This window comes from Pseudarthrobacter sp. S9, from assembly GCF_050156545.1.
Lineage (GTDB): Bacteria > Actinomycetota > Actinomycetes > Actinomycetales > Micrococcaceae > Arthrobacter.
The window spans coordinates 3,375,844-3,391,030 of the sequence record NZ_CP189576.1 but is presented as its reverse complement, the minus strand read 5'-3'; the positions used below and the strand labels follow the sequence as shown (position 1 = coordinate 3,391,030).

Below are 15,187 nucleotides of genomic sequence, written 5' to 3'. Positions count from 1 at the left end.
GAGAACCCTTTGAGCCTCACGATGACTGACATGTTCTGCGGTGCCGGCGGCAGCTCCACCGGGGCGACGATGATCCCGGGCATCAGTGTGAAGACCGCGCTGAACCACTGGCAGAAGGCGCTCGACTCGCACAACGCCAACCACCCCGACACCATCCACGTGCAGGCGGACATCAAGGAAACCGACCCGAGATACATCGGGCACTCCGACATCCTCTGGGCCTCCCCCGAGTGCACCAACCATTCCGTGGCCAAGGGCCGCAAGAGGGTCACGAGTCAGGCGGACTTGTTCGGCGACAGCCTGCCCGATGAGGCAGCTGACCGGTCCCGCGCCACCATGTGGGACGTGCCCCGCTTCGCCGAGGTCCACAAGTACCGGGCCATCATCACCGAGAACGTCGTGGACGCCGCCAAGTGGGTCATGTTCGACGCCTGGCTGATGGCCATGACCTCCCTCGGCTACGAGCACCGCATCCAGTACCTGAACAGCATGCACGCCCAGCACGGCGGGCTCCCGGCGCCGCAGTCCCGCGACCGCATGTACGTGCTCTTCTGGCTGAAGGGCAACAAGGCGCCCGACGTCGAGAAGTACTTCCGGCCCAAGGCCTACTGCGCCAGCTGCGACGAAGTCGTGGACGCCATGCAGGTCTTCAAGAAGGCCGAGCAGTGGGGACGCTACCGGGCCCAGTACAACTACCGCTGCCCCAAGGCTGCCTGCAAGAACGCCATCGTCGAACCGGGCTGGCTGCCGGCGTCCCATGCGATCGACTGGACCCTCCGCGGGGAACGCATCGGGGACCGCAAGAGGCCCCTCGCGGACAAGACCCTGGCAAGGATCCGGGCCGGGCTCGCCAAGTACGGCAACCAGCGCCTCGCCGTCGATTCCGTGCGCGGTTCCCAGATCCTCACGCCGGTCGATCGCGAAGCATTCGCAACCCAGACGACGAGCTACACGCGAGGCCTGCTCACGCCGCTGATCATCAACAACCTCAGCGGTTCGGACTCGACCCGTACGGACACAATTCACGGCACGCTGCGCACTCTCGTGGCTGGCGGCAATCACGAATCCCTACTCGTTCCGGTCGAGGGCCGCGAAGGAAAGCAGGCCCAGGCCGTGCACGAGGCCATGCGGACGCAGACGACCCGCAACGAAACCGCCCTACTCACTGCGCCGCTGGATCACATGCTCATGGAGTACTACGGCAACGGGCAGATGCACCCGACGTCCAAGGCCATCCCGACCATTACCACGCACGACCGGTTCGCCATGATCACGACCCTGCGCGGGACGAACGCACCCAAGGACGTCGGGCAGCCCCTCGATACCTTCGCGGCCAACGGGCTCCACCATGGCCTGGCCGAATGGAAAGTCCCGGACGTGGACGACTGCGAGTTCCGGATGCTCGAGCCCCACGAGATCAAGGCAGGCATGGCGTTCCCGAAGGAGTACATCATGCTCGGCAACAAGCGGGAGCAGGTGAAGATGGCCGGGAATGCTGTCACTCCCCCGGCCGCCCGCGACCTCGTCGCCTGCATGGCAGAGACGCTGGTGAACGCATGAGCCCCCGCAACGCGCTGGGCCAGTACGCAAAGGCTGAGCCGGAAGTGACATCCATGGACTACGCGGACTTCCTCCGCGAGAAGGTCAACTTCGACAAGACGTTCGGCTTCGACATTGCCGCCGCCGACATCAACCCCATCCTGAAAGACCACCAGGCGGCCATCGTGCAATGGGCAGTCAAGGGCGGCCGGCGGGCGATCTTCGCCAGCTTCGGTCTCGGCAAGTCCGTGATGCAGATCGAGACCCTGAGGATTATCACCGCAGAGAAGGGCGGATCCGGGCTGATTGTCTGCCCGCTCGGCGTCCGGCAGGAGTTCATCCGCGACGCGACCATGCTCGGCGTCGAGGCCCGCTTCATCCGCACGGCCGCCGAAATGGACGGCGACGGGATCTACATCACCAACTACGAATCCGTGCGCGACGGCAAGCTCGACCCCAACATCTTCACCGCCGTGTCACTCGATGAGGCGTCCGTCCTGCGCAGCTTCGGCTCCAAGACCTACCAGACATTCCTCACACTCTTCGAGGACGTCCCCTTCAGGTTCGTCGCCACCGCCACACCGTCACCGAACCGCTACAAGGAACTCATCCACTACGCCGGATTCCTTGGCGTCATGGACACCGGCCAGGCGCTCACCCGGTTCTTCCAGCGCGACTCCACGCAGGCGAACAACCTCACCCTCTACCCGCACAAGGAACGGGAATTTTGGTTCTGGCTGAACACATGGTCGATCTTCCTGCAGAAGCCTTCCGACCTCGGATTCAGCGATGAGGGCTACGACCTGCCCGAACTGGACGTCACCTACCACGAGGTGGCCGTCGATCACGGGGCCAACGTCACCGTGGACCGTGACGGCCAAGCGCACCTCTTCCGTGGCGGTGCACTCGATCTGCAGGGCTCTGCCCGGGAAAAGCGCGTCACACTCACCTCTCGTGTCGAGCACATGATGGGCCTCGTCACCGCGCACAACGGCGGCCCGGACGACCAGATCATCATCTGGTGCGACCTCAACGACGAACAGTCCGCGATCGAGAAGGCACTGAAGGCCGCCGGCCTCAGCTACTCCTCCGTGCACGGCTCCCTCACCACCGAGGAATCCGAGCGACGCATCGACCAGTGGCGTAACCGGGAAACCTACGCGCTCATCGGCAAGCCGGTCATGCTCGGCCAGGGCATGAACCTGCAGCAGTGCAACACGGCCGTCTTCGTCGGGGTCACGTACAAGTTCAATGACCTCATCCAGGCCATCCACCGGATTCAGCGCTTCGGTCAGACCCGCACGTGCCATGCGCACATCATCCACGCCGAATCCGAAACGGAAGTCGTGGCGACCCTCAAAACCAAGTGGGCCCAGCACAAGGAGCTGACACAGAACATGACCGCCATCATCAAAGAACACGGCCTCTCACAGACCGGCATCAATGAAGCACTCACCAGAGCCATGGGCATCGACCGCATCGAAGCATCCGGCGAAGGCTGGCTCGTCGCCAACAACGACTGCGTCGCCGAGACAAGAACCATGGCCGACAACTCCGTCGACCTCATCGTCACCAGCATCCCCTTCAGCAACCACTACGAATACACGCCCAGCTACAACGACTTCGGCCACACCGACGACAACGACCACTTCTGGGCCCAGATGGACTTCCTCACTCCGCAGCTCCTCCGCGTCCTGGCACCCGGCCGGATCTACGCCTGCCACGTCAAGGACAGGATCCTGTTCGGCAACGTCACCGGCGCAGGCATCCCCACCGTTTCGCCCTTCCACGCCGAGGCGCTCTTCCACGGCATCAAACACGGCTTCGACTACATGGGCATGATCACCGTCGTCACCGACGTCGTCAGGGAGAACAACCAGACGTACCGGCTCGGATGGTCTGAGAACTGCAAGGACGGCACCAAGATGGGCGTCGGCTCCCCCGAGTACATCCTGCTGTTCCATAAGCCCCAGACCGACCGCTCCAAGGGCTACGCCGACACCCCCGTCACCAAGACCAAAGAGGCCTACACTCGGGCGCACTGGCAGGTCGACGCGCACGCCAACTGGCGCTCCAGCGGCGACCGGCCGCTCACCACGGAAGAGCTCGCAGGACTCCCGCCGGAGCAGCTGTCGAAGGCTTTCACGGGCCAGACGCTCCGCCAGGTCTACGACTACGAATCCCACATCCGGATCGGCGAAACGCTCGAGGCTAAGGGCAAGCTCCCCGCGACATTCATGTCCCTCATGCCCGGGTCATGGTCACCCGAAGTCTGGCACGACGTGAACCGGATGCTGACCCTCAACGGCGAGCAGGCCCGCCGCAACGTCGCCATGCACGTCTGCCCGCTCCAATTCGACATCGTGGACCGCCTCATTGAGCGTTACTCCAACCCCGGCGAGACCGTTTTCGACCCTTTCGGCGGACTCTTCACCGTCCCAGTGAGGGCACTCAAGGCCGGCCGCAAGGGACGCGCCGCGGAGCTGAACACCGGATACTTCCTCGACGGCGTGAAGTACCTCCAGGCTGAGGAACGCAAGCAGGACATGCCGACGCTCTTCGACGCCATCGGAGCGTAGCCCGAGCTTATGAACCAGCTAGGACTGTTTTCTCGCTTCGATTTTAGCCTGCAGTGCGGCAAGTTTAGCCGGGTTTTGGAATACCTCTATCAACAGAGCGCCCATGAAATCCAGAACCATTTCGGCATCATCATGGTCGACCGGAAGCTCGATATCTCCGTGCGCCATATCATTGCCAAAACCGCGGATGGCATGCGCGGTCTCTTTCGTGAATTCCCGGATGAAGTTCTTTTCAGCCAGCTTGTCGATCTTATTGAAGAGATTGCCGGAAGTAATGCCCTTGTTCTTGGCAGTGGCTTCGACAACCGTACGGGCCATAAGGATGGCGGACTTCAGGTTTCCGATGCTCATCGATTTGTGAGCCTCGCCTGCCGCATCTCCGATATGGGGCGGAACGTCTGGAAAGTCCTGTCCCTCGACATACGCTGGCGCCCAGGTGTCCGGCACTCGATTCTTCCAGAAGATCTCCATCGATGCGTCGCTATACCCTCCGCCCGGCTGCTCCCTGGTTTCAAGCGAACCAACGGAAATCCGCCCACACTCGTCGCACCGAAATCCGTTTTCGATCTTTGCCGCCACCATGCCGGCGGCAACGAGGACTCCCGGCCCATGTGGGGTCATGTGCGTATTTGTTCCACACCAACCGCATTTGTGAACAGCCATTTCGACTTTTCCCCCCAAACAGCAATAAATGCCCACCCCCAGCGGGCGGGCACACGTAAGGAGCATACCCGTGTCGTGGTTCAACGCGGATGACAAGATGCACTCGCATCCGAAAAGCAGACGGGCAGGACTGGAGGCAATGGGCCTTTGGCTCCTCGCCGGGACACTGTGCACCGACTACCTCACGGACGGACTCGTCCCCGCCTGGTATGTCAGATCGTGGCCCGGAGGTGAGCGCCTCGCGCAGGTCCTCATCGATTCCGGATTCTGGGAGCCCGCCGGGGAGGACTACCAGTTCCTGTCATGGTCGGAGTATCAGCGGACCAAGGAAAAGGTGCTCGAAGACAGGGAGGCTGCTCGCGTCCGTATGGCGGAATGGCGGGCAGCACACCCCAAAGTCAAGAAGCCCAAGGAGTAGTCACGGCGTTTGTCACAGCACGTGTTACGCCGAACACGCCCATCGTGTTACAGCGAACGAACGCCGCACGTTCAAGCGAAGTCACAGCGTTCGTTCAGGTGCCCAAGACCAAGACCAAGACCAAGACCAAGTATTTAACGCCTCACCTTGATCTTGAATCTCATCTTTTGCTTTTGCTCTTCAACTTCCAAGACATTTTCTCTATCTCACCTACCTGAACGTGCGAGCTCGAAAGGAGCAGAGATGCCCAGCTTCAACCAGGAACAGGCCTCAGCGATCAGCTACGTCATCCGCACGCTCCGCCCGGGCTGGCAGTACGGGACCGTGATGGGGATCCTTCGAGGATTCGCTGAAGAGAACCGTCCGGTCGCCGACGTCGTCACGGCAAGCATGCGGGCCGCGCACGACCCCAAGGCTCAGGCGCCCACGGCCATCACATGGGAGCAGTACTGGACCAAGACGGGCAAGGGCAAGACGGACAACGGGATTCGCATGTGCCAGGAATGCTTGGAACGCAAACCACTGGGCCACATGGTCTCGACCCAGCCGCCGTTTATCTGCCAAACATGCGCGGACGGCTAGAAGCCTCTCTAACGGCTTCAAAATCCCAAGACGCCCAACCACTCGTAAAACGATCCCGGATCGATTCTGGACGGTCAGCAGCACCGAAACAGGACATGTTCCGGGCATCGATACAAACCACTGGAGACACCACATGACACGCAGCAGATCATCTGCCAAGCAGGCCGGCACCGCTTTCGAACAGCTCGTAGCCGACGGACTGGCAAAGGAGCTCGGCAACCCCGACATCGACAGGGCACCCCGGAAAGGGTCGAAGGATATCGGGGATGTCGCCAACGTGCGGCACGCATCCGGTGCCCGGGTCGCGATCGAAGCAAAGGACTACGGCGGGAAGCTGGAGCCGACCACGTGGACCCGCGAGGCCTCGGTCGAAGCAGACAACTACCAGGCACTCTGCGGTGTCGTGGTAGCCAAGCGCCGGGGCACGCGGAGGTTCGAGGACCAGTGGGTCTTGATGACGGCCGGCGAGTTCGTAAAGCTGCTGAGGGGTAGCTAGGGTGCCCGGCCACCTCTTGCGGGACGGCGACACGAAAAGTCAAGGACTCAGCAGAAAATGCTTCACAGATCACTGTCGCTGTGTGATACTTGAAACACGCACAACACTCATTTCAAACACTAATCCCGTGGGGGGAACGTCATGACGATGATCATCGACATCAGTCCGGACCTGATGGCCGCGAAACTGCACCGGCAGGTGCTCATATCGCGTCGTAACGCGGCGGATACGACCGAGACCCTGAATGTTGCCTACGCGGACGCCGAAGCCGCACGGACGCGGCTGGGGCAGCTTGAAGCCGAGTACCGGGCCGTGAAGAAGGATCGTGTCGCATGAACGCCGAAGAGCAGGACCGTGCCGCCGCGTACGAGGCCATCGACGCCGCGTTCGCCACGTACCAGGACGCGTATGTGATGGAGGCGGACGACCACCTGTCCACGCTGATCCTGGACGCGCTCGCCCCGGTGATCGCCGGGATCCGCCGGGAGGCCGCCGCCGAAGCCCTCAAGACGCAGGCGGCACTGATCAGCAGGAGCTCCAACAACTGGCGGATGCTGGCCGCCAGTCACGGCGGCGAAGGGTTCCAGGCAGAGTCCTACCGCACCCACTCCAATCAGGCAGCCATCGACGCAGGCCGACTCCGTGACGCCGCCCAAGACATCATCGAATCCGGCTGGGAGCACACCTGCGCCGCAACGTTCCCGGCGACCCGTGAGGACCCCGGCTACGGGTGCGAGAACCCGGTCCAGCACGAAGGCGACTACTGCGCCCGCCACGAACCGGAGGACGACCAGTGAGCACCGACCGCACCATCCCTCCGCATCTCGCCCGGAACCTTGCCGTCCTCGCCCTCACCAACCCGGCACTGTACGCCGAACTCATGACCACCGAACCAAGGAGCACCAAATGAGCATCATCACCGAACGACTCGAAGCACTGAACACCATCACCCTGGATAAGGGCGCACACTCGGATTTTGAGTCCGGACATTGCGCTATGGAAGTTGTGTCCTGGCTGGCCGGGCTCGGCTTCACGGACGCCCCGGAATGCGCCTCATCCGTCTTGCGGACGTTCACGATCAACCTGAACGACCAGTGGGGCACGGAGGATCGGCAACGACTGGTTCCGTTCCTGCCCCGCATGGTCGGCACCGCAGGTGACGGGAAGGACGAGGCGCGTTCGTACATGGCGTTGGATTGGCTGATCCGCACGTACACGCCCGCGTTCCTTGACCTGGCGAACCTGTCCGCGGAGGCTCAGGCGCTCCGTGATTTGCGCCGGATTGTGGATTTGGCGTCGGCTGAGGCTGCCGGGCCTGTTGTCCGCGCTGGCCGTGAGAAGGCTAGCGCCGCATGGGTCGCCGCACGGGTCGCCGCACGGGTCGCCGCATGGGTCGCCGCACGGGTCGCCGCAGGGGACGCCGCATGGGTCGCCGCACGGGACGCCGCATGGGACGCCGCATGGGTCGCCGCAGGGGACGCCGCATGGGTCGCCGCACGGGTCGCCGCAGGGGACGCCGCACGGGACGCCGCACGGGTCGCCGCACGGGTCGCCGCATGGGTCGCCGCAGGGGACGCCGCATGGGTCGCCGCACGGGTCGCCGCAGGGGACGCCGCATGGGTCGCCGCACGGGACGCCGCATGGGACGCCCTCGCACCCACGGTCGAAACCCTCAAAACCTCCGCCCTCGAACTGCTGGACCGCATGATCGACCCGGACGTGACCCAGTGACCGACAAGGACACCACCATGAACGAGATAGAACAGATCCGGGAACGCCTCGCGGCCGCAACACCGGGACCGTGGTTTCAAGGGCGCGACTCCAAGCACTTAGAAAACGCCAAAGAGGTCTACAGCGAACGGGAGCCCTCAAGCACTTCGGAGGACATCTGCACGGCTTGGTATCCCACCGACGCCGAGTTCATCGCACACGCCCCCACGGACATGGCCCGCCTCATCGCCGCCGTGGATGCCGTGACCGCGCTGGCGGAACGTTGGGAGCGGACGCCAGCACTACGCCGTGGCACTATGGCGCGAGATATCCGCACCGCCCTGACGACCGCGCTAGGAGGCGGGGCATGAGCGCCCGCGTGGAAGCCGCAGCGAAGACCTTCCCCGGCTACACGGAAGAAGCTCAGGCGGATGATCTTGAGCGCGAAATCAACGCCGCGTGCCGATCTACCGTCAAGCGCATCCTCGCCGCTGCTGATGCGGTCATGTTCAACGACGCAGCAATCGAACGGGCGGCGAAGGCGCTGAATGAGTCGTACACGCTGGAGTGGGATGAATTGCCTGAATGGGCGAAGCGGGACTTCTGCAATGTCGCCCGCACTGTGGTTGCCGCGCTGAAAGAAGGAACCGAATGAGGGAGCGGCTATATCCGAAACCGCGCAGAACTGCAAAAGTGCGCGGGCCTTGGTCTGTTGACTACGAACTCGCATACGACGGCGGATACTCGAAATGGACAGGGACATACCCCACGGAGCGGATCGCGCGTATCTGCGCATGGTGGAACGTCAAAATCGCATCATGGGGCGGCGCGGCAATCCTGAACAAGCCAGCCGGCACGAAACGAAAGGTAGCCGAATGACCCAGGACATAGCCGCAACACTACGGACTCACATCCCGAACGTTGATATTCAGATGGACTACGATTACGCGACCGTCTGCCGATTATGGTGTGATGCCACGGAATGCGACTACGCCACTGACGGCGTGATAGGCGAAGCGAGAATGTTCGAGTTGTTCGCCGCCCACCTCGCCGCCGTGTTGGCGCCGTTGCTGGCGGCAGCCAAAGCCGAAGCCCTCCGAGAAGCCGCCGCAGCATTCCACGAGACGCGCCCAAACGGGCAGGCCTACAACGGGTACCGGGTGGCGCAAATCCTCAACGCAAGCGCCACGGACCCTGCCGGCCGGGCGCTCGTCCAGGCCATTCACGACAGGAAGGCGCAGAGATGAGCGCACGGGACTTGGTTCACCGCATGGTGAAGGGTTACGACTTCATGCCCTACGAATGGTGTGGCGGCTGCGAGACCTGCGACACGATGTACTGCGCTGATGTCTGCCTCAAGTGCTCGTACACCTGCCGCGGCTACCCCAAGGATCGCCCGACGTACTGGTGCGACAAAGCCAACGGATACCCGGAACTTCGCACCGCGCTGCTCCACAACGGAAGGAAGCCGAGATGAGCCGGTCTGTGCGTGACCCGGAGTCCTGGCACCAAAGCAGAGTGCAGGACCAGCCCTCGACGTGCACCTGCTACCGGACACCCGAGAGCACATGGACCCGCTACGGAAGCGCCGTCGAGCCCGGCTCGCAGATTGAACCCAACCCTGATTGCAAGGTGCACTTCAATGACTGAATCCGAGCAAGCGATCCGGCGGGCCCTGCACGCACTGAGCATCATGGACGGGAACCGGGTGTTCGACCTCCCCAGGCTCAGACGCATCCTCGAAGAGGGCTGCACCGAAACCCCCGAAAGGAACTGAACATGGCCGACATCACTGAGGTGGTTGACGCGGCCGCGAAAGCTGTCTACCTGAAGACTCCGACATCGCGGCTCGTCGAATGGGAGCTACTGCCCCGCAATGTCCAGCACGAGATCCGGGAGCTGGCCCTGACGGCCATCAACGCCGCCACGGAGGCTGGGTGGGGGCAGCGGTGACCACCATCGAGGAAGCGGCCCGGAACCTTGCCGGCGCTGAGCTGCAGCGGGCCCGTGCGGAGGGGATCTTGAGGTCCACCGTGGAGACGTACAACCAGGCGGCCGAGGCTCACAAGATCGCCGTCGCGCTGGTGGATGAGGCGACGGCGGAGCTCATGGCGGTGGTCCACCCGGCACCCGCTGAGAAGCTGGTGAAGCGGCCGGCCGTCACTGCGGACAGCCTGCTGGACCTTGACGATAACGGCGGCCACTGAATGATGCTGGAAACACGCCAAAAGCGTGTTGCAAACGGTAGACTTGGACCATGGTAAAGATCGTCCCGGAGTCCCGCATGTGCAAACGCGGCTGCTGTAACACGCCGTTCGCTGTTTGCGCGAGGCATTACACCTGCCGCTGCCATATCCGCACGGAATCCACGCTTCCGGCACGGATGCGGCTTGAGGACTACCTTGACTCGCTGGGGGACGAATGAAGCTGCCCTGGCGGAAGGTCCCCGCAGCCGCTCCGGCCACCCCGCGCACGATCGTCACCCACGTCGAGCATGACCTGGCGCAGCTGAACGTCACCCCTGCCGTGATCGAGCCCTCCGCGTTCTTCACCCAGATGGCCACCCACAACGCCGGCCTCTACGTCGGCCTCTACGTCGCCTACCTGCGTACCGGAGCCTTCACGCGGAAGCAGTCTTTCGAGGTCTTCTGCATGCACCTGGACGCGTCGTTCCATCAGGGGCGAAAATGACGTGCCCGATCGACGGCCGCCCGCTGGCCAACAACGCGGTCATCTGCGAGGTGTGCGAGGCTGGCCTTGATCAGGCGCTCGGTGACCTCGACTCACTGCTGGAAGACCTCGAGACTGCGCTGGCCCGGCAAGCCCGCAAGCGCCCGGCCCGCGGCAACCACGAGTGCGACGACAAACCGCTGCCGTACGACCTCGGCGCATCCAAAGCGTCCGGGGACTTGAAGGCGGCGCTCGTCGGCTGGGCCCGGCTCGTGTCGGAGGAACGGGACGTCGAGCTCACCTGCGAGGACAGCTCCCTGTCGATCAGCTCATGGCTCATGCATCACGTCCACTGGCTGGCAATGCACGAAGCCGCCGCCGACGCGTACTCCGAGATCGTCGGCGCGGTCAACAACATCCGCCGCACCATCGACATCGCCCCGGACACTCGATACATCGGCCCCTGCGGCGCCGACATCAACGGCTTCGAATGCACGGACACGCTCTGGGCCATCGGGGACTCCGACGCCACCAGATGCAAGACGTGCGGCACTGTATGGGACGCCCGCGACCGGACCCTGCACGCCCTCGCCCACGCGGACAAGGTAGCCCAGGACGCCACCACGCTCAGCAGATCGTTCTCGCTGCGCGGCATCGCCCTCGACACCAAGCGGATCCGGAACTGGGCAGACCGGAAATACCTCACCACGGCCGGCGAATCCCACCGCGGCCACAGAACCTACATCGTCGCCCACGTCGCCCGCCTCGTGCAGCTGTACGAGGCCGGGCAGAAACTCACCCCATGGCCCGAAGAACAGGAAGTGTCCGCATGAAAGAGTCAGGTATCTCGTTCGCCAGCGTCCTCGGCATCGTCTTCATCATCCTGAAGCTGTGCAACGTCATCGCATGGTCATGGTGGTGGGTCCTCGCGCCGTTCTGGATTCCAATCGGCTTCCTAATCCCGGCCGTGGCAGTGTTCCTTTTCGCCACATGGGTGGAGGGACGGGCATGAACGACGAAGCAGCATACATTGACTTTGGCGATCCCAACCCGGTCATCGTCCCGCGCCTATACAGCGCTGAACAGCACAAGGATGCGCAATCCGAGGCGTGGGAGGCTGGCCTACGCCACGCCCTCGCCTGGCTGGGCCTCAAGCACTACGGCGACGTCATGGCCAAAGACAACCCACACAAAGGGGCGGGGGAATGAGCGCGTTTGTGACGTTCACGGATAAGGACGGGGACCCGGTGCACCTGAAGGCGGACACCATCAACGGTGTATATAAGTCCGTCCCGAAGCGCGGGGACTTCTTCGCCCACGCACAGGAGGAGCCCGCGTACACCATCGTCTCCGCGGCGGCGGGTGGATTCACGATCACTCAGAGCCTGGATGAGGTCATGAGGACCATCAGGCAGGCCCTACCATGATGCGCTACGCGGAGCTCCGCCGCCACGTCTGGATCCTTTGGTGTGAGGCCCGGCACCTGCACATGATCGACTCGCAGTACCGCCGGTGGATCACGGAGCAGACTCTCGCCCGTGTGTTCGACGCCTCCGTGGCCGCCGACAACGCACCCGACGAGCTCGCCAAGCATCTCGCGCACGACTACCGGCTGGACGGGACCGAGCTGCTGAGGTTCATGTTCTGGTGGAACCACATCATGGAGAAAGGCTTCAGCGGGGACAACCCGCTGGCCCACATCCACAAGGGAAGGAAGGTGCCGGCGTGACCATCACAGACTTCCTATCGGCACGGATCGCCGAGGATGAGTATGACGCGAACCGAGAACTGTCATGGGGAACTACCCAAACGCTGACGCGGATGAATGCCCGCGTCCTCGCGGAGTGCGCGGCGAAACGGGCGATTGTGGCGATGGCGCCCGATGATGACGGCTACGTGAAGATCGGTGATTGGGAGTCATGCTCTGACTCATGCCCTCCACTCGTGGCAGAAGCGGCCATCCGCGCCCTCGCCGCCGTTTACGCAGACCACCCGGACTACCTGCAGGAGTGGGCGCTGTGAGCGACCCAGACCTGTGCATCCACTGCGCCTCGTACTGGCGGATGGGCCACGCCTCGTCCTGCCCGCAGGTGACGAACGTCTACCCGGTCACGGAGGCTGAGGCCGAGATCGTCTGCGCGGACTGCCACGGGAACTTGGGCGACACCTACACCGTCGTGGATGGGTGCATCGTCTGCCTCGGTTGCGCGGCGCTGAGCATGTGTGCGGTCCCCGGGGAGCGGCCTGCCCACGTCGGCACACTCCGCAAAGCGTTCCTTGACGAGCTGAATGCCCATGGCTGAATGCCCCAAGTGCGGCGAAGAGCACGGCCTGTGCAGCGCGCACAGCAAGCGGACGGGTGGCCCGTGCCAGTCCACGGAGGTGCTGCCCGGCGGGACCGTCTGCAAAGCACATGGTGGCCACAGCCCCCAGGCGATGAAGGCGGCGCAGGAGCGCGAGAATCGGCGCATCATGACCGAGCTGTACGAGGCGGACCCGCAGGCTGCCATTGCGGCGTACGGCACCGAGGCGATCGAGGACCCGCTGGACATGCTGTCGCGACTGGCCGCATCCTCAGCGCACATGATGGACGCGCTCGGGCGGCGGGTGAACGCGCTGGAAGAGATCCGGTATGAGAACGATAAGGGCGGCGAACAGGTCCGCACCGAGCTAAAGCTGTACATGGCGGCCATGGCCCAGACCGGCAAGTTCCTGGACATGCTCATCAAATCCGGCTTCGAGGAGCGCAGGATCAAGATCGACGAGGCGACGGCCGGCATGTTCGTCACCGCCATGCAACGCGTGCTGGCGCGGCTGGAGCTGTCCCCGGAGCAGACCGCACTCGTCGGCGTCGTGGTCCCGGAAGAGCTGCGGGCACTGAATGCTTGAAATGAGCAATTCACATGTCCAAAGTGTTGACAATGCGGCAACTGAGTCCTAATGTAATTTATGGGTCGAAAGTGGCTAACCCCACTGAGACAAAAACTGAATAGCGCCGGAACATGAGCCGGCGCGGAAAAGCCGTTCACCAACCCCCAGGTGGACGGCTTTTCTTATGCCCTCATGAGCCACGCATCCCCGGCCGGAAGGTGAACCATCATGGGCAACCTCACCCAGCTGGAAGCCGCGCCGGCCACCTGCAAATGCGCCGTATCCGCATACATGGCGACGCTCGACTATGAGGACCGGGTGCTCTTCACCTCATGGCTCGACGACGAGCAACTCGAGGCGTCCAGGATCAGCGCCCACCTCCGCGACCAGACCCCGTCCGTGCGGCTCTACCCGGACAGCATCCGACGCTGGCGCCGCAGAGAGTGCAGCTGCCGTGGGTAATCTTGAGCCGCTCGACGCCACGAACGCCGACGGCATTCCCACCAAGGCGCCCACCTGCGAGTACGGGCCCGACGGCGGGGAATTCACCGACGTCCGCTCCGACAAGCCCCTTGAGCTGCACGGCGACTGGGATCACGTCTTCCGCCAGTTCAAGCTGGACCCGGACGAGTTCGAACTCCTCGATGACACCATCCGGTGCTCCACCTGGCAGCAGTCCGCACGCGCCAAAGACGGCAGCCGCGACGCCATTCAGCTGTACTCCTACCGGGCCCGCTTCCGCCGGAAGGTCGCCGGCCTCGCCGACGTCCAGGCGCTCACCGAGTCGTTGCGGGCATGGCGGCCAGCACGCCGCACCCAGCATGTCAACGACGGCGCCCCCGTCACCATGTTCGTCGGGTGGGCTGACTGGCAGCTCGGTAAGGGCGAGGGCGACGGGACCGCGGGCACCACGCAGCGGGTCCTCGACTCGTTCGGCGCGACCGCAGACCGTGTCGTGAAATTACAGCGCGACGGGGTCAACATTGACCGCATCCTTATAGCGAACATGGGCGACCACACCGAAGCCGTCACCGGCCACTACACCTCCCAGACGTACAGCGTGGACCTGAACCAGCGCGACCAGCTGAATCTCGCCATCGAACTGAACCTCACCGGCATCAAAACCCTCGCCCCGCTCGTCAAACACACCACCTACGCCGCGTGCCTGTGCAACCACGGGCACTGGCAGCGCCTCGCCGGCAAGCAGATCACCGACGACAGCGACAACTCCACCGGCTTCATCGGGGACACGCTCAAGACCATCTGCGACCTCCACCCGGCACTCGCGCACATGGACTGGCTGATCCCCCGGGACGAGATGATCACCACCGGCACGTTCTCCGGCGTGAACGTCGCCATGGCCCACGGGCACAAGATCGGCGGCAACGAAGAGACCTGGCTTGCCAAGCAGACCTCATGGCTCCAAGCAACACGGGACTTCCGGCCGCAACTGTGGGCCACCGCGCATCGGCACACCGCGTCCCTCGAGGACCTCGGCCCGTACCACCGGATCCAGTGCACCACGAACGACCCCGGCTCCAAGTCCTTCACTGACGGGACCGGCAAGTTCAGCACCCGCGGCACCACCACGTTCCTCATCGGCAACCATGACCCGCGCCGATTCTCGCACTATGAAGTTCTCTAGTCACTCACCTATCC

General features: G+C 63.5%; 28 protein-coding genes. 27 read left to right on the top strand and 1 reads right to left on the bottom strand.

The genetic code is table 11. From position 1 onward, the window contains the following. Nucleotides 1-9: 9 nt before the first annotated feature. Both ACQCSY_RS16255 and ACQCSY_RS16250 read left to right on the top strand, forming a co-directional pair. Nucleotides 10-1,560 carry a DNA cytosine methyltransferase gene (locus tag ACQCSY_RS16255; RefSeq protein ID WP_427130381.1) on the top strand — a complete coding sequence of 517 codons (1,551 nt, stop codon included), beginning with the start codon at nucleotides 10-12 and terminating at the stop codon, nucleotides 1,558-1,560. Next, nucleotides 1,557-4,118, top strand: coding sequence for a helicase-related protein (locus tag ACQCSY_RS16250; protein WP_427130379.1), 2,562 nt, complete (start codon nucleotides 1,557-1,559; stop codon nucleotides 4,116-4,118). The genes ACQCSY_RS16255 and ACQCSY_RS16250 overlap by 4 nt, the downstream gene beginning before the upstream one ends. Before the next feature lie 18 nt (nucleotides 4,119-4,136). Here the strand turns inward: ACQCSY_RS16250 and ACQCSY_RS16245 are convergent, their stop codons facing one another. Continuing rightward, a complete protein-coding gene (locus ACQCSY_RS16245; protein ID WP_427130378.1) occupies nucleotides 4,137-4,739 on the bottom strand; it encodes a DUF4145 domain-containing protein in 603 nt (200 codons plus the stop codon). A gap of 112 nt (nucleotides 4,740-4,851) precedes the next feature. Here ACQCSY_RS16245 and ACQCSY_RS16240 point away from each other — a divergent pair, with 112 nt between their 5' ends. The 25 genes from ACQCSY_RS16240 to ACQCSY_RS16120 all read left to right on the top strand — a co-directional run bounded on the left by ACQCSY_RS16240 (nucleotide 4,852) and on the right by ACQCSY_RS16120 (nucleotide 15,173). Further along, nucleotides 4,852-5,199 (top strand): hypothetical protein, encoded by a 348-nt coding sequence (locus tag ACQCSY_RS16240; RefSeq protein ID WP_427130376.1) that lies wholly within the window; start codon nucleotides 4,852-4,854, stop codon nucleotides 5,197-5,199. Nucleotides 5,200-5,442: 243 nt separating this feature from the next. After that, nucleotides 5,443-5,781, top strand: coding sequence for a hypothetical protein (locus ACQCSY_RS16235; protein WP_427130375.1), 339 nt, complete (start codon nucleotides 5,443-5,445; stop codon nucleotides 5,779-5,781). Nucleotides 5,782-5,914: 133 nt separating this feature from the next. Next, complete coding sequence (locus ACQCSY_RS16230; RefSeq protein ID WP_427130373.1) at nucleotides 5,915-6,277, top strand: hypothetical protein; 363 nt, start codon at nucleotides 5,915-5,917, stop codon at nucleotides 6,275-6,277. Nucleotides 6,278-6,424: 147 nt separating this feature from the next. Next, nucleotides 6,425-6,613, top strand: a complete 189-nt coding sequence (locus ACQCSY_RS16225; protein WP_427130371.1) for a hypothetical protein — start codon at nucleotides 6,425-6,427, stop codon at nucleotides 6,611-6,613. Next, nucleotides 6,610-7,074, top strand: coding sequence for a hypothetical protein (locus ACQCSY_RS16220; RefSeq protein WP_427130370.1), 465 nt, complete (start codon nucleotides 6,610-6,612; stop codon nucleotides 7,072-7,074). The genes ACQCSY_RS16225 and ACQCSY_RS16220 overlap by 4 nt, the downstream gene beginning before the upstream one ends. A 109-nt stretch (nucleotides 7,075-7,183) precedes the next feature. Next, entirely contained in the window at nucleotides 7,184-8,008 is an 825-nt protein-coding gene (locus tag ACQCSY_RS16215; RefSeq protein ID WP_427130368.1) for a hypothetical protein, read from the top strand. 17 nt (nucleotides 8,009-8,025) lie between these two features. Beyond that, the gene (locus ACQCSY_RS16210; RefSeq protein ID WP_427130366.1) at nucleotides 8,026-8,358 is read left to right on the top strand and encodes a hypothetical protein; all 333 of its coding nucleotides are present in this window, start codon (nucleotides 8,026-8,028) and stop codon (nucleotides 8,356-8,358) included. Further along, entirely contained in the window at nucleotides 8,355-8,642 is a 288-nt protein-coding gene (locus tag ACQCSY_RS16205; RefSeq protein WP_427130364.1) for a hypothetical protein, read from the top strand. Before ACQCSY_RS16210 ends, ACQCSY_RS16205 begins: the two co-directional genes overlap by 4 nt. Nucleotides 8,643-8,862: 220 nt before the next feature. Beyond that, nucleotides 8,863-9,234 (top strand): hypothetical protein, encoded by a 372-nt coding sequence (locus ACQCSY_RS16200; protein WP_427130363.1) that lies wholly within the window; start codon nucleotides 8,863-8,865, stop codon nucleotides 9,232-9,234. Continuing rightward, nucleotides 9,231-9,464: a hypothetical protein gene (locus tag ACQCSY_RS16195; RefSeq protein WP_427130361.1), complete on the top strand. Its 234-nt coding sequence runs from the start codon at nucleotides 9,231-9,233 to the stop codon at nucleotides 9,462-9,464. Before ACQCSY_RS16200 ends, ACQCSY_RS16195 begins: the two co-directional genes overlap by 4 nt. After that, nucleotides 9,461-9,637 (top strand): hypothetical protein, encoded by a 177-nt coding sequence (locus ACQCSY_RS16190; RefSeq protein WP_427130359.1) that lies wholly within the window; start codon nucleotides 9,461-9,463, stop codon nucleotides 9,635-9,637. Before ACQCSY_RS16195 ends, ACQCSY_RS16190 begins: the two co-directional genes overlap by 4 nt. Beyond that, nucleotides 9,630-9,764 (top strand): hypothetical protein, encoded by a 135-nt coding sequence (locus ACQCSY_RS16185; protein WP_427130357.1) that lies wholly within the window; start codon nucleotides 9,630-9,632, stop codon nucleotides 9,762-9,764. The genes ACQCSY_RS16190 and ACQCSY_RS16185 overlap by 8 nt, the downstream gene beginning before the upstream one ends. Nucleotides 9,765-9,766: 2 nt before the next feature. Continuing rightward, nucleotides 9,767-9,940 (top strand): hypothetical protein, encoded by a 174-nt coding sequence (locus ACQCSY_RS16180; protein WP_427130356.1) that lies wholly within the window; start codon nucleotides 9,767-9,769, stop codon nucleotides 9,938-9,940. Continuing rightward, nucleotides 9,925-10,194 carry a hypothetical protein gene (locus tag ACQCSY_RS16175; RefSeq protein ID WP_427130354.1) on the top strand — a complete coding sequence of 90 codons (270 nt, stop codon included), beginning with the start codon at nucleotides 9,925-9,927 and terminating at the stop codon, nucleotides 10,192-10,194. The genes ACQCSY_RS16180 and ACQCSY_RS16175 overlap by 16 nt, the downstream gene beginning before the upstream one ends. Before the next feature lie 214 nt (nucleotides 10,195-10,408). Further along, complete coding sequence (locus tag ACQCSY_RS16170; RefSeq protein WP_427130352.1) at nucleotides 10,409-10,678, top strand: hypothetical protein; 270 nt, start codon at nucleotides 10,409-10,411, stop codon at nucleotides 10,676-10,678. Further along, nucleotides 10,675-11,490, top strand: a complete 816-nt coding sequence (locus ACQCSY_RS16165; RefSeq protein ID WP_427130351.1) for a hypothetical protein — start codon at nucleotides 10,675-10,677, stop codon at nucleotides 11,488-11,490. The genes ACQCSY_RS16170 and ACQCSY_RS16165 overlap by 4 nt, the downstream gene beginning before the upstream one ends. After that, entirely contained in the window at nucleotides 11,487-11,669 is a 183-nt protein-coding gene (locus tag ACQCSY_RS16160) for a hypothetical protein (RefSeq protein ID WP_427130349.1), read from the top strand. Before ACQCSY_RS16165 ends, ACQCSY_RS16160 begins: the two co-directional genes overlap by 4 nt. Then, nucleotides 11,666-11,866, top strand: a complete 201-nt coding sequence (locus ACQCSY_RS16155) for a hypothetical protein (protein ID WP_427130348.1) — start codon at nucleotides 11,666-11,668, stop codon at nucleotides 11,864-11,866. The genes ACQCSY_RS16160 and ACQCSY_RS16155 overlap by 4 nt, the downstream gene beginning before the upstream one ends. After that, nucleotides 11,863-12,084 carry a hypothetical protein gene (locus ACQCSY_RS16150; RefSeq protein WP_427130346.1) on the top strand — a complete coding sequence of 74 codons (222 nt, stop codon included), beginning with the start codon at nucleotides 11,863-11,865 and terminating at the stop codon, nucleotides 12,082-12,084. The genes ACQCSY_RS16155 and ACQCSY_RS16150 overlap by 4 nt, the downstream gene beginning before the upstream one ends. Then, a complete protein-coding gene (locus tag ACQCSY_RS16145; RefSeq protein WP_427130344.1) occupies nucleotides 12,081-12,386 on the top strand; it encodes a hypothetical protein in 306 nt (101 codons plus the stop codon). Before ACQCSY_RS16150 ends, ACQCSY_RS16145 begins: the two co-directional genes overlap by 4 nt. Continuing rightward, nucleotides 12,383-12,679 carry a DUF6221 family protein gene (locus tag ACQCSY_RS16140; RefSeq protein WP_427130343.1) on the top strand — a complete coding sequence of 99 codons (297 nt, stop codon included), beginning with the start codon at nucleotides 12,383-12,385 and terminating at the stop codon, nucleotides 12,677-12,679. The genes ACQCSY_RS16145 and ACQCSY_RS16140 overlap by 4 nt, the downstream gene beginning before the upstream one ends. Then, nucleotides 12,676-12,960, top strand: a complete 285-nt coding sequence (locus tag ACQCSY_RS16135) for a hypothetical protein (protein ID WP_427130341.1) — start codon at nucleotides 12,676-12,678, stop codon at nucleotides 12,958-12,960. The genes ACQCSY_RS16140 and ACQCSY_RS16135 overlap by 4 nt, the downstream gene beginning before the upstream one ends. Next, complete coding sequence (locus ACQCSY_RS16130) at nucleotides 12,953-13,546, top strand: hypothetical protein (RefSeq protein WP_427130339.1); 594 nt, start codon at nucleotides 12,953-12,955, stop codon at nucleotides 13,544-13,546. The genes ACQCSY_RS16135 and ACQCSY_RS16130 overlap by 8 nt, the downstream gene beginning before the upstream one ends. 210 nt (nucleotides 13,547-13,756) lie before the next feature. After that, nucleotides 13,757-13,990: a hypothetical protein gene (locus ACQCSY_RS16125; protein ID WP_427130337.1), complete on the top strand. Its 234-nt coding sequence runs from the start codon at nucleotides 13,757-13,759 to the stop codon at nucleotides 13,988-13,990. Then, on the top strand, nucleotides 13,983-15,173 hold the full coding sequence (locus ACQCSY_RS16120; protein ID WP_427130335.1) for a hypothetical protein: 1,191 nt from the start codon (nucleotides 13,983-13,985) through the stop codon (nucleotides 15,171-15,173). Before ACQCSY_RS16125 ends, ACQCSY_RS16120 begins: the two co-directional genes overlap by 8 nt. The last annotated feature ends 14 nt before the right edge of the window (nucleotides 15,174-15,187 follow it).